The following is a 13,406-nucleotide window of genomic DNA, read 5'->3' on the forward strand; positions in this document are numbered from 1 at the left end:
GCCATATAGGTTGAAAATGATTATCATTTTCTGTTATTATGAAATAGGGCACACCCTCTCGCTCAGTCTTTTTATTTTGGTAATAGCGTACGCTGAGTAAGCTCTGCGAAAGGCTAATCAAAATTATTATAAAGGAGAGAATTATGGAACTGATATCACAAACCATTAATTTATTTCACAAAGGCGGACCTGTTATGTATCTCCTGGTCGCCTGCTCGCTATTCATAGTGGCCATTGCTGTCGAACGGTTTCTCTACTACCGTAGTTTGTCGGTCAACACACCTGATTTTCAACAGAAACTCATTCCCTTATTAGAAAAACAAAGGTTCAGCGAGGCCGCACAAGTCTGCGAACAAGCAACCCCTAATGCCCTGGCCGCAGTGGCAGGGGCCGGACTCCAGGCCTGCCTGCGAGGCAGTCAGGTTGAAAATGCCCTCGAAAGTGCAGCCATGCTCGCTGCTGCCCGTCTGCGCGAACACCTTGATGACCTTAGTATGGTTGTCACCCTCGCCCCTTTGCTGGGGCTGTTAGGCACGGTCATTGGGATGATCAATTCATTTAGCGTGTTCAATGTACAGGCCGGTCAACCCATGGCTATCACCGGCGGTGTCGGCGAGGCACTCATTGCCACTGCTACCGGCCTCAGTGTCGCAACACTGGCGCTGATCCTGCACAGCTATTTCTCCCGAAGGGTCAACCGGCTTATTACTGATATTGAGCAAACAACGGCCTTAGTAGTAAGTTATGTACTGATTAAAAAAACCGGACGGAGAGACACCCATGAAATTGCGTAGTCTCCGGGTGGAAAACCAGCCGCAGCTTATGATCATCCCGATGATTGATATTATTTTCTTTTTACTGGTCTTCTTTATGATGAGCACCCTGTACATGGTTGAGCAGCATACAATCCCGGTTAACCTGCCACAGGCAGCGGCCGTTCAGCAGGACAAACCCAGTAGTATCAATGTTACCGTATTGGAAAATGGCAGTGTCATGTTTAATCAAGAGGAAATTCCCCTAACACTGTTGACCAAGCGCGTAAATTTAGAGCTCGGCAAGCAATCTGACACTATCTTTATCCTGCGTGGTGACAAACAAGTGGCTTACGGCCAGATCGTAACCGTCCTGGATTCGCTAAAGCAGGCAGGAGCCCACCGGGTGTCGGTAGCGGTCGAGAAAGCGAGGTAGTCATGACCTTTGCCCTTCGTTGGCGTAAAGCCATTTCCGTATCTGTCTGCCTACATATTTTTTTGCTGGTGATAGCCGGATATCTGGTAGCCGGCCTATTGACAGCCGCTGCAACGGTACCTGAAGAAATTATCCTCAATATGGACCTTGTGAGTGATTCGGGATTGCCGGAACCGGCAGCATCTTCGGAAATATCCGTGCCTGCTCCGACTGTATCAACTCCGGCTGAGCCAGTACAGGCAGTTACTGAAGTAAAGCCAGTCGTTACTACCAGTGAATTGTCTATGACTGAAGTGGAAAGCCCGGCAGCGATCGTATCAGCCCAGCCTCATGCCGCTGCCACCACCGAAGGCCCTGAAACCAAAGCCTCCGGTCCGCCGCCATCAGCTGGGGGTGGCGGCATTGCCGCACCAGGTATACTGTCCCGGGTGGACCCGCTCTACCCGCCGGCAGCCAGGCAAGCCGGTCTGGAAGGCACAGTGCTGTTAAAAATTCAGGTGCTGGCTAATGGCCGGCCTGGCGAGATTAGCGTAGCCCGTTCTACCGGTTATCCGGCTTTGGATGAGGCAGCAGCTGCAGCTGTGCGCAAGTGGCAGTTTATCCCGGCAAAAGACCGGAGTAGCGGCCGGACAGTGGCCTGCACAACTACCCTGCCGGTATCATTTCGCCTGCAAAACCAGAAAAACTAGAAAAAGCGAAGAGCCGTGCTGAAACATTCATTTCAGCACGGCTCTTCACTTTTTCATCATTGCTTAAATCCATTTAATGACTATCATCTACAGGTCTGAGCAAATCATAAGTAATGCAAACAGGGCGACCGGTTCGCGCTTCATTAACAACCTGAGCATCGATCTGGAAGACATCTCTCAACCTCGCCGGTACCATAACCGCACCAGGCATCCCATGGCAAATAACAGCCCCGTCCCGCATGGCAATCATATAATCGGCAAAGCGAGCCGCAAGATTCAGGTCATGCAGGACCATTAGAATGGTGCAGCCCTGTTTCTTGTTTAGGTCGCTTAGCAGTTCCAGTACCTCCAGCTGATGAGATAAGTCTAGATAAGTAGTAGGTTCATCCAGCAGGATGAGATCGGTCTGCTGCGCCAGTGCCATGGCAATCCACACACGCTGGCGTTGCCCGCCCGAAAGCAGGTCAACAAAGCGGTCCTCTAATTCTGCCAGCCCGGTCACCACCAGTGACCAGGCGATGATCCTGTGATCCTCAGGGGTTAGTTTGCCAAAGCCTCTCTGATAGGGGAAACGCCCGTAGGCAACCAGTTCGCCTACAGTTAACCCATTAGGGGCAATAGGACATTGGGGTAAAATGGCCATTTTCCGGGCAACAGCCTGAGTGGAGAGGGTCTTAATATCCTTACCGTTGAGATAGACCAGGCCGCTTTGCGGGCGCAGGATACGGCCCAAGGCCTTGAGAACAGTCGATTTTCCACAGCCATTAGGGCCAATAATGGCTGTGATTTTTCCTTGGGGAATCTGCATATTTAGCGCTTCTATGACGGTATTCTCTGCATAGGCAATTGCTAAGTTTTCTGTTCTTATACTGTCCATGAAACCCTCCCCCTTTTTTCTCTCCATCACTTACTTTTAGCCAATAAAACCAGAAAATAAGGCGCACCAACAATTGCAAACATTATACCGGCAGGTATCTCCGCAGGTTGCGCAATCGTGCGTGCCAGCATATCGGCTAACACAACTAACATAGCGCCAATTAAAGCACTGGACGGCAATAAACTTCGATGTCCCGGCCCTACCAGACGGCGGGCCAGATGGGGAACAATCAACCCAACAAAGTTTATACCGCCACTTACAGAAACACACGCTGCCGCCAGTGCTACTGCAACTGTCAGCAGTACCCGGCGCTCCCATTCCACCGTCATCCCTAACCCCCATGCAACTTCCTCACCCATACTAAGAACATCCAGCACCCGTGCCTTGTAACAGGTATAGGGAACAAGAACTAGCAGCCAGGGTAACAGAGCTATGACCTGCGGCCAACCAACACCCCAAATCTGCCCTGCCAGCCACACCGCTATAAAGTAAAATTGGGTTTCATCCAAGACAATTGTCAGTACAATCATAGCGGCACTGATACCTGCATGAACGGCGATACCTGTCAGGATCAGTCGAATTGGCAATAACCCCTCCTGCCTTTTATAGGCCAGGATATAGGTCAGCACTGCCGCGCCCCCAGCCCCGATTAATGCCAGAAACGGCAGCGCGAACAGGGATAACCCCGTTTTGACGGGAAGCAGCAGCACAAATAGCACCACCAACAGTCCTGCCCCGGCGTTAATCCCTAATAGACCGGGGTCGGCCAGCACATTGCGGGAAATCCCCTGAATGATACAACCGGACAAAGCCAATCCCGCTCCGACCAGCATTGCAATGACGATGCGAGGCAGTCTAAAGCTAAATAAAACCAGGTTTTCCTGATGGCTGCCACCGCCAAACAGGATACGTAGAATATCAAATGGAGCTAGGCGTGTATACCCTTGATTCATACTAATAAGCACCACAAGAGCAAGCAGCAGGCTTAAGGTAAACAGCACTGTCACATGATGCAGCCTTCTCCTTTTATATGCTGGTACCAATCGGGAGTACATTTTATATCGCCCGCCTTTGGCGCGCTAAATATAAAAAGAACGGGACGCCAATGAGGGCGGTAAGAGCACCGATCGGCGTTTCAAAATCCTGATTAATGGTACGTGCTCCCAGATCTGCCAATACCAGTAGCAGACTGCCCAGTATGGCTGAAGACGGAATAATCACACGGTAGTCTACGCCAAACAGATACCGGGACATATGAGGAATAATAAGACCGACAAAACCGATAGGACCTGCAACAGCTACAGATACACCTGCTAATATCAAAATAACTATGACAGCGAGAAGATTAACAAACCTGATCCTCAGCCCCAGCCCCTGAGAGACTTCACTTCCCAGACTAAGGAGTGAAACTGAGCGGGAAAGCAAGAGTGCCAGCAGGAGTGCCATTCCTACCCACGGGTACAAAAAATGAAGCTGCTGCCAGGTAACTCCGGCCACACCGCCTGTTAGCCAAAACATAATGTCTCTCGCAACGCCAAAGTAGATGGCAATACCCTGCCCCAGGGCAGTAAGCAATGCGCTGACTGCCGCCCCTGCCAGTACCAGCCGCATTGAGGTAGCCCCGCCACACTGCAAAGAGGCAATCCAGTAGACCATCCCGGCAGCAATTGCCGCCCCGAGAAAAGAAGACAGCATGATATAGACAGCAGCGATACCAGGGAAAAATGTAAAACATAACGACAGGGCGAAGCCCGCACCTGCGTTCAAACCCATTAAACCTGAATCAGCCATGGGATTCCGGGTGATTCCCTGCATCACAGCCCCCGCCACGGCCAAGGAGGCACCAACCAAGATGCTTGCCAGTGTGCGGGGCAGGCGCAAATCCCGGATGATCAAATGCTGTATTGAATCAGGGTTAAAATCAACCAACGCATCCCATACCGCGGTAAACGGCACCTGCACAATGCCGTAACTCAGAGATAGCAGCATACTCATGACCAATATACCGAGCCCGCCGGCAATAGCGAATAGTACTATCGATGGGCCGCCTATTTTTTTGATACCGTGACCGGTCCAAGCAGCGACCTTCTCGATAACTAACATTTAATAATCATCTCCGTGCTTAAATCAAATCTTATACTAGCAGTTAGGCAGTGAACTGTTACACTAATAGCGATTTAAAGCGGCGAATCACTTTACCAGACTCTTAACAATACTGTTAACCCCATATTCTACAGCAAGAGCTCCTATAGTAAAAACGGACTGATCTAAGAAATAAATGTTCTGATTTTTCACTGCCTTCAATGTATACCATATTGAATTGTCGCTCAATCTCTCCAGTCTTTTCTCGACACCATTATTTTTCTTTATGAAAATATGATCAGGATTAAGCTCTGCCAATCTTTCTAATGACAGTCGCCCAATCTTTTCGGGATAGCCGGCAGGTGCCCGCAAACCCAGCCCACTTTCGGCATCAAAATATGCAGGTAAACTCTGCGGACCATAGGTGTTAAACGTACCTTTATCATCAAGTGTTACAACTATAACTGTCTCATTCTTATAAGGTGCCAGCTTGTCCCGGGATTGGGCAATCAGTCTCTCAAGTTGTATGATGCGTTCCTCTGCAACCTGTTCCTGGCCAATTATTTTCGCTACCTCCCGCGGTACACTACGCCAATCGCGGGAAAGTTCCTGAGTATCGAGCAAAACAACAGGGGCAATCTTGGATAACTCACCATAAATCCGTTCATTTAAACCTCCGCCAATAATCAAATCCGGTTGGACCTCCAACACCCTTTCAAGATTAATGCTTGTCTGTTTACCCAGATCAATCACAGGATTGGCTGCAAGATAAGGCTTAAGTGACTCCCATTCTGACATAAAACCCTGAAGTTGAGGTACTGCAACAGGCGGCGTACTCAGTGTAAACATCGTATCCATTAGGTGAAAAAACACAACGGCAATTCGCTCCGGCGGCTTTTCAATAATCACTTGGTGGCCTTTGGCATCTACATAAATTCGTGGGAAAGCTGCCTCCTGCCCCGGCCTTTCCATACTACTGGCAGGTTTGGGCACAGGGGTGGTTTTAGCCGGCTGAGCGCTGCAGCCGGCTAGGACCCCTGTTAAAATTGCAAATGAGAGTATGAGAAGTAACATCCTATTCATAACCGCTCCACTATTTTACCTTTCATTAATCTTGGTCATTAATTAACAGTATACAGTCACTATATTAGTTAAAAAAAAATCAGGAATAGAATATTCCCAATTCATCCAGTATTCTTTTCAAAACACCTTTGTAGTGTACTGGGGCAAACGCCGGTGCGCTTCTTAAAAAGCTTACTAAAATAATAGGGATCCGAGTAGCCTACATAAGCAGACACCTCTGTTACCGAGCAGGCAGTAGTACATAATAACTCCCGCGCGTGATTGACCCGCTGCTCAATCAGATATGCGTTCGGGCTCATGCCTGCATATTTTTGAAACAGATAAGCAAGCTGCTTGCTGCTCAAACCATACAGCTCAGCCAGGCTTGGCATCGTCAGTGGTTCCATATAATGAGCATTCATATATTCCATAGCCTGCTCTACCAGCTCCCGGCTATCTTCGTTTCGCCGCTTCCCGTAACAGGTCAGTACCTCATCCATGATAGTAAAGAATAAGGATTTTGCCCGCAGGGACTGCAAACTTCCCGACATTGTGGAGGTATGATGAAACTTTTTCAACAGCTCACTGATGTGCGGGTTATAACCCGGTTCTAATTCGTAGTGAGATGATGAATGGGGAAACACATGCTTATCACTGTCAGAAACCTGATAGTGAACCAGGATAAATTCCCACTCGGTATCGCCCACAACCTCTTTATCCAGTGTCATGCGGGGGCCTGCGTGAAAAACCCTGCCGGGTTCCATTTCATAAGTCACACCGTCAAAGGTCATCCTGGCCCGGCCGCGAAGAGGAAAAACCAGACCGGAGGCCGGTGCAGTATAAGTATCCAGCTGTTTTTTACCAGGTTCAACCACGGTTCTATGAGCATCCAGAATGTCAAACGATATCTGGGAAAAGTATTCTGCCATTTCATCAATGTCAGCTTTCATTGTGCATTCCTCCTTATAAAGCAGCAACATTCCGGCCTAAAAAACAAAATCAGACTGCCCTTACAATAACCACAATTTATTTTTCAGGGCATTTTATATTTTAACGGAGTAATGCTTTAACCTATTAATTTTAAATTTGCAGATGAAATTGATTATCATTTACATTATAATATTTCTAGTTTATACTTGTCAATAAATTCTAGCCTCAGATTACTCAACCTTTCCTTTCAGGAGTGTCCTTCAGACTGTGGGCTATCGAAAAAAATCCAGGTTAATTTTGAAATATATCCATTTACTCCGGCCTCTTTGCTTGATATTCTAATTGGCAAGCAGTGAGTTGATAGTAATACTCATTTTCATTTTGGCAATAAGAGAAACTAATAAAAACTTGCCCTAACTATGGCTGCACAGTAACAAGGGCTGGCACTCTTTTTTATTGCCAGGTGATAGACGAAGCATAAAACGCTGTAGATTTAAATAACAGAGGAGCGGATTTACCAGATGAAGAGGAAATTATCCCGGACTAAAAAAAATCTTCTCTATGCCCTGCTGGGCAGCAGCTTATTCTGGCAGATGCCATATGCAGCCTACGCGGCTGAGGAACCGGCAACAACTGAGCAACCTGCAGAGAAACAGACGGAGGCACAAGAAACCTTTACCCTGGAGAAAATTGAAGTAACAGCCAACCGTGACCAAACTCTTCCGCCTGCCTACGCCGGCGGCCAGGTGGCGCGCGGTGGCGGCCTTGGTATTCTGGGTAATAAGGATTTTATGGATACACCGTTTAACCTTACCAGTTATACCGCACAGACCATTGAAGACCAGCAGGCCCGCACGCTGTATGATGTCTTGCGTAATGATCCATCTATCCGCTACACTACCCCTGATGGTCATATAAGGGAGAATTTCACAATCCGAGGCTTTGATCTTACAGCCGAAGAAGTTGCTTTTAACGGAATGTACGGTTTGGCTCCCCAGGGTCATACACCGTTAGAGTTCGTGGAACGGGTGGAAGTGTTAAAAGGTCCCAGCGCCCTGTTAAACGGAATGTCTCCTAACGGGGGCGTAGGCGGTTCCATCAACCTGGTGCCTAAACGGGCCGGTGACGAACCTTTAACCCAGTTAACAACCGATTATACCTCCGACTCACAGTGGGGTGGGCATATTGACATCGGCCGCCGGTTCGGTGAAAATAATGAATTCGGCCTACGCTTCAACGGCGTTTACCGCGATGGCGATACCGGAGTAGAAGACGCGTCCAAAACACAAATGCTGTCTTCATTAGGCCTGGATTACCGTGGCGAGCACTGGCGTGCCTCGCTGGATGCCTACACCAGTAAAGAGAAATATGAAAACGGCAGTCCTTCCTCGTATAGTTTTGCCTCGGGAGTTGTGAGCGCACCGGATCCCAAAACAAATTTGATGCGCGGAACCTGGGGTGAAGTAGAAAATAAAGGAATTTTACTTAAGACCGAATATGACCTGAACGACAATCTGTCCGTTTATGCCGGGATCGGCAAGCAAAAAAACACCTACGCCGGTACTTATACAGGAAATCATGGCCTTAATCTTGATGCGCAAGGTAATGTTACGGCAAGCCCGCCTTTCCAGCGGGGATATACCGATACGATATCCTCCGAAGTAGGCTTACGCAATAAATTCCAGACCGGTACCGTGCAGCATCAGCTTGTACTAAGCGCCAATGCATTGGATATTGAAGGAGGCACTCATTTCAAGCGTATTTCTACAAGTTCAAACATTTATAACCCTGTTATACCTGTTTGGGGAGCTGATCCCGGCTCACCACCCAAAACGACGGAAACTGATCTTTCCAGCATCGCTCTGGCTGATACCCTGTCCTTTAATCAGGATAAAGTCCAGCTCACCATGGGCGTGCGGCGTCAAAACGTTCACACCAAAACCTTCAACGCCTCAACCGGTAACTTGACTGCTGAGTATGATGAAAGCGCAACCACGCCGGTAGTCGCCCTGGTAGTCAAACCGTGGGCCGCTCCCATATCACTATATGCCAATTATATTGAAGGACTGAGCAAGGGTTCGGAAGTAACAGAAACCGCCGCATTAAACTACGGCGAAGTCTTTAAGCCATTCAAAAGTAAGCAATACGAATTCGGCGTAAAATGGGATCGCGGTAAATTTGCCAATACGCTGAGTTTTTATCAGATTGAAAAACCAAGTCTGATTGATGTTGCCCAGGGTACCGGTTATATTGTTAGCGATGACGGGGAGCAGCGCAGCCGCGGGATTGAATGGAATACTTTCGGGGCAATCAATGATAAAGTACGGCTGTTGGGCGGTATTGCCTTTACCCGTGGTGAATACACGAAAACGGAAGATGGTCTTTATGAGGGCAATACACCTTACGGCGTTCCCAAATATCAGATCAACTTGGGCGCAGAATGGGATACTCCCTGGAATCCGGCTTTAACGTTAAGCGCCCGGGCAGTTTATACCAGCTCGCAATATATCAATTCCGCCAACACGATGGTCATACCGAGCTGGGTACGCTATGATATCGGAGCTCGATACAAAACCGTTATTAATAAGACACCAATCACCTACCGGGCCAGTGTGGAAAACCTGTTTAACAAGAATTATTGGAGTGGTTCCTTTAGCAGCGGGTATGCCACGTTAGGCGGCCCCCGTACCTTTAAGCTTTCAGCGACAATGGATTTTTAGAGGATTTAATGACAGATGAGCAACCTTAAAGAGTCTGATTATGCCCTTCTGAAAAATTTTTTATGTAGTAAATCCAGAACAGCCCAAACTATCCTGCGTATCATAGCCGCCGTGTTTGGCGGCTATGCGCTGACCGCCAGCATGCTGGCGGCTTTGGCGTTGCTGCTACCCTGGCCAAAAGTTGATGCCTTGTTTTTTACTGCGCTGCTCCCGGCCCTCATCTACCCTGCGGCACTTCTCTGGATTTTCGCCGCCCCCACTGCGCAGCGCGCCTGGCGGGATTTACTCACTGCCATACTGCTTTGCGGTGTCCTGGCGCTGATTGCCGCCGTGGTACGCTAAAGGAGAATTTATATGAATCAAACTAATTTAAACAGAACGTTTACCCGATCAATGAGCGAACTGCACACTTGGGGCGGCTTGGTGTTCGGCTGGCTGTTATTTGCCATCTTTTTTACAGGCACACTGTCAGTATTTGAACAGGAAATCACGCATTGGATGCAGCCTGGCGCAAGGGTTAGCCAGACCAGTCCTGTTCAGGCGGTGGCCTCAGCTGACCAAAAACTACGCCAGCTTGCCCCACGGGCGGATACCTGGATGATCGCCTTACCACAAGGCCGCCATCAGGATCTGGAAATCATCTGGAAGAAAGGCAAAGCCACTCTGGAAAGGCATCTGAACCCGCAAACCGGAGCAGTCCTTAAAATGCCGGCCACCGAAGGCGGTCATTTCTTTGTGCAGTTCCACTATGAACTGCACAGCGGCAAAACCGGTTTATGGCTGGTCAGTTTAGCCTCGGTAGTTATGCTGGCCGCGCTGGTATCAGGTATAGCTATCCGAAGACAGGTCTTTACAGACTTTTTTCGTCTGCGCTGGCGAAAAAACTGGCTTGCTGCCCATACTTTGACCGGTGTGCTAACCCTGCCTTTTGTCATTTTAATTACCTATACCGGTCTGACTATTACTTTTTTCATGCTGCTGCCGACAGTACCGCAGGTGTTATACGGCAGTTCCTGGAGAGGACCAGCGGCGGTGGCTGCCAATAATTTTGAGCGTCCCCCCGCACATCTGCCTGGAGAATTAGTACCGCTCAGCCGGCTCCTGCCACTGGCTGAAGCCGAACTCGGAAAAGACAAGATTTCCTTTGTCCGTATTAGTAATCCGGGTGACCGGCAGTCTGTAATTACCTTCTTCCGCACTGTTGATGACACAATTGTTGCCATGAGCGCCAGAGCATCTTTTGACGGGGTTACCGGCGAAATGCTTGGCAGCCAGAGTACCTGGAATAAATATGTGCACATCTACCGCTCGCTGGTCGGCCTGCATATTGCCCGATTCGGCGGCTATCCCATATCCTGGCTGTATTTCACAGCCGGCCTCATCAGTTGTATCATGATTGCCGCCGGACTGATATTTTTCACTGTCAAACGCCGCAGCCGCTATGCCAGGAGCAATGAGGCAGCGCAACTGATGTACCGCGCCATCGAAGCACTAAACATTGCAGCTGTTACTGGAATAGTCGTTGCCTGCGGTGCTTATTTATGGTCCAACCGCTTGCTGCCGCCGGGGGTTAAAGACCGGGCTGATGCAGAAATAACCGTATTTTTCGGTATGTGGCTGCTCATGTTGATTCATGCATTGCTGCGCCCGCCGTTGCGCGCTTGGGCCGAGCAACTGGGCCTGGCCGCCGGACTTTGTATTGGCCTGCCTGCGCTTAATGCACTTACCAGCACGGTCGGATTGTTCCCAGCTATCGCGCGCGGCGACTGGATGACTGCCGGCGTTGATTTGACAGCAGCTTTGCTGGGAACAGTATTGGCTATCACAGCGTGGCGTGTGGCCCTAAAACAAAAGAAAAACCAGCAACCTCCAGACCGGATCCTGGCTTTTCCTAACACTAATAAATTGACAATAGATCGTTAAAGTAAATCTTAACTTGTAAGAAGGAGAGAACAATGGAACTTATAACGCAAACTATCAATCTGTTTCACAAGGGCGGCCCTGTCATGTACCTTTTGGTCACCTGCTCCCTGTTTGTCGTGGCTATCGCCGTCGAGCGCCTGCGCTACTACCGTAATCTTGCTACAGACAGTCGCTTTTTTTATAATAAACTGCAGCCACTCCTGGAGAAACAACATTTCAGCGAAGCCGCTCAATTTTGCGAGCAAACCCCGGCCGCCATTGCCAAAGTCGCACTGGCAGGCCTCTTAGCATTCCAACGGGGCAGTCAGATTGAAAGTGCCCTGGAGAGTGCCGCTACCCTGACTTGCGCTCGCCTGCGTGAGCATCTCGATGATTTGAGTATGGTCGTCACCCTTGCCCCATTACTTGGCCTCCTTGGCACCGTCATCGGTATGATCAATTCCTTTAGTGTATTCAACGTCCAGGCCGGTCAACCTATGGCCATTACCGGTGGCGTAGGTGAAGCCCTGATTGCTACCGCCACCGGCCTCAGTGTCGCTACCTTAGCCCTGATTATCCACAGTTATTTCTCCCGTCGGGTCAACTGCCTTGTTACTGATATCGAACAAACCGCAGCCCTGGTCATTAGCTATACGCTTATTAAAAAATCTGGCCGGAGAGAATCCCATGAAATTGCGTAGCCTCCGCGTGGAAAACCAACCCCAACTGATGATTATCCCAATGATTGATATTATCTTTTTCCTCCTGGTGTTCTTTATGATGAGTACCCTCTATATGGTCGAGCAGCATACCATCCCCGTTAATCTCCCACAGGCATCAGCCGCTCACCAGGATAAACCCAGCAGCATCAATATTACAGTGCTGGATAATGGCAGCGTTATGTTTAATCAGGAAGAAATTCCCTTAACGCTGTTAGCCAAACGTGTAAACCTGGAACTAGGTAAGCAGCCCGATCCCGTCTTTGTCCTGCGCGGCGACAAGCAGGCAGCTTATAGTCAGGTAGTTGCTGTTCTTGATGAACTGAAGCAGGCTGGTGCTCACCGGGTGGCAGTGGCGGTTGAGAAAGCGAGGTAATACTCATGACCTACACCGATCATTGGCGCAAAGCTATGACAGTCTCATTTTTTCTCCATATTTTTCTGGTAATAGCGGCAGGTTATCTACTTAGTGGGCTAACTGCCCCCTTACCGGTGCCTGCAGAAGTACTGCTGGAGATGGATTTGGTAAATGATCCGGCAGAACACGCAGGTAATCGGATAACTACACCAGAACAAACTGCACCGCCGGCTGCGCCCCAACCAGTGCCAGCTGAAATACCGCCGGTCGTAACTCCCCAAATAGAAACCCCGGTTACCGAACCACAACCAGTGGTAACAAGCAGTGAGCTTACCCTGGCTGCAGCTGAGAATCAGACCAACTCCCCGGCACCAAACCATTCTGCCAGTACCGGCAGCCCGGCTGCGGTTCCGGCTGCAGGCGGTGGTTCCCGCAGCGGTATCGCCGCACCAGGCATCCTGTCCAAAGTCGACCCGTCCTATCCCCCATCAGCCCGAAAGGCTGGGCTGGAAGGCACAGTGATACTGAAAATCCAGATTCATGCCAACGGCCGACCGGGTGAAATTGTCGTAGCCCGCTCAACAGGCCACGTAGTACTGGACGAAGCGGCGATTAAAGCTGTAGGAAAATGGCAGTTTATACCGGCCAAAGACCGTATTAGCGGCCGGACAGTATCCTGCACCACAACCTTGCCGGTTACGTTTCGCCTACATTAGCCATGACACTGCAATCTCAAAGAGTTTCAACAGCCAATCCTAAAATAGTCCTCTGTCGGTTCTATTTTAAAGTATTTCATATACTATGATTTCCTGTAATGATTTACGCGCCATATCATACCGGTATAGAATAAAAACAAGCTGTAGACTCAAAATCGTCTAC

14 protein-coding genes are annotated in these 13,406 nt (G+C 49.2%); 9 read left to right on the plus strand and 5 right to left on the minus strand.

All coding sequences use genetic code 11. From position 1 onward, the window contains the following. Positions 1–143: 143 nt before the first annotated feature. Genes VN379_RS18175 through VN379_RS18185 form a run of 3 tightly spaced genes read left to right on the plus strand, consistent with a single transcriptional unit; the run spans position 144 to position 1,877 of the window. Positions 144–794: a MotA/TolQ/ExbB proton channel family protein gene (locus VN379_RS18175; RefSeq protein ID WP_325536407.1), complete on the plus strand. Its 651-nt coding sequence runs from the start codon at positions 144–146 to the stop codon at positions 792–794. Next, entirely contained in the window at positions 781–1,188 is a 408-nt protein-coding gene (locus VN379_RS18180; protein WP_325536409.1) for a biopolymer transporter ExbD, read from the plus strand. The genes VN379_RS18175 and VN379_RS18180 overlap by 14 nt, the downstream gene beginning before the upstream one ends. A gap of 2 nt (positions 1,189–1,190) precedes the next feature. Beyond that, positions 1,191–1,877, plus strand: a complete 687-nt coding sequence (locus VN379_RS18185; protein ID WP_325536411.1) for a TonB family protein — start codon at positions 1,191–1,193, stop codon at positions 1,875–1,877. 73 nt (positions 1,878–1,950) lie between these two features. On the opposite strand, the gene VN379_RS18190 is transcribed toward VN379_RS18185, so the two are convergent. From VN379_RS18190 to VN379_RS18210, 5 genes are all read right to left on the minus strand, one after another. Next, positions 1,951–2,754 carry an ABC transporter ATP-binding protein gene (locus VN379_RS18190; RefSeq protein WP_325536413.1) on the minus strand — a complete coding sequence of 268 codons (804 nt, stop codon included), beginning with the start codon at positions 2,752–2,754 and terminating at the stop codon, positions 1,951–1,953. A 26-nt stretch (positions 2,755–2,780) separates the two neighbouring features. Continuing rightward, complete coding sequence (locus tag VN379_RS18195; RefSeq protein WP_325536415.1) at positions 2,781–3,761, minus strand: iron ABC transporter permease; 981 nt, start codon at positions 3,759–3,761, stop codon at positions 2,781–2,783. Between the two features lie 49 nt (positions 3,762–3,810). Next, entirely contained in the window at positions 3,811–4,857 is a 1,047-nt protein-coding gene (locus tag VN379_RS18200; RefSeq protein WP_325536417.1) for an iron ABC transporter permease, read from the minus strand. Between the two features lie 87 nt (positions 4,858–4,944). Continuing rightward, positions 4,945–5,919 carry an iron-siderophore ABC transporter substrate-binding protein gene (locus tag VN379_RS18205; protein WP_325536419.1) on the minus strand — a complete coding sequence of 325 codons (975 nt, stop codon included), beginning with the start codon at positions 5,917–5,919 and terminating at the stop codon, positions 4,945–4,947. 101 nt (positions 5,920–6,020) lie between these two features. Further along, the gene (locus VN379_RS18210; protein WP_325536421.1) at positions 6,021–6,848 is read right to left on the minus strand and encodes an AraC family transcriptional regulator; all 828 of its coding nucleotides are present in this window, start codon (positions 6,846–6,848) and stop codon (positions 6,021–6,023) included. Between the two features lie 501 nt (positions 6,849–7,349). Here VN379_RS18210 and VN379_RS18215 point away from each other — a divergent pair. Genes VN379_RS18215 through VN379_RS18240 form a run of 6 tightly spaced genes read left to right on the plus strand, consistent with a single transcriptional unit; the run spans position 7,350 to position 13,243 of the window. Then, on the plus strand, positions 7,350–9,548 hold the full coding sequence (locus VN379_RS18215; RefSeq protein ID WP_325536423.1) for a TonB-dependent siderophore receptor: 2,199 nt from the start codon (positions 7,350–7,352) through the stop codon (positions 9,546–9,548). Positions 9,549–9,563: 15 nt separating this feature from the next. Further along, positions 9,564–9,890 (plus strand): hypothetical protein, encoded by a 327-nt coding sequence (locus VN379_RS18220; RefSeq protein WP_325536425.1) that lies wholly within the window; start codon positions 9,564–9,566, stop codon positions 9,888–9,890. 12 nt (positions 9,891–9,902) lie between these two features. Next, positions 9,903–11,471, plus strand: a complete 1,569-nt coding sequence (locus VN379_RS18225) for a PepSY-associated TM helix domain-containing protein (protein WP_325536427.1) — start codon at positions 9,903–9,905, stop codon at positions 11,469–11,471. 32 nt (positions 11,472–11,503) lie between these two features. Further along, on the plus strand, positions 11,504–12,151 hold the full coding sequence (locus tag VN379_RS18230) for a MotA/TolQ/ExbB proton channel family protein (RefSeq protein ID WP_325536429.1): 648 nt from the start codon (positions 11,504–11,506) through the stop codon (positions 12,149–12,151). After that, entirely contained in the window at positions 12,138–12,545 is a 408-nt protein-coding gene (locus tag VN379_RS18235) for a biopolymer transporter ExbD (RefSeq protein WP_325536431.1), read from the plus strand. The genes VN379_RS18230 and VN379_RS18235 overlap by 14 nt, the downstream gene beginning before the upstream one ends. 5 nt (positions 12,546–12,550) lie before the next feature. Beyond that, positions 12,551–13,243 (plus strand): energy transducer TonB, encoded by a 693-nt coding sequence (locus tag VN379_RS18240; protein ID WP_325536433.1) that lies wholly within the window; start codon positions 12,551–12,553, stop codon positions 13,241–13,243. Positions 13,244–13,406: the final 163 nt, after the last annotated feature.

This window comes from Sporomusa sp. (assembly GCF_035561255.1).
Classification (GTDB): domain Bacteria; phylum Bacillota; class Negativicutes; order Sporomusales; family Sporomusaceae; genus Sporomusa.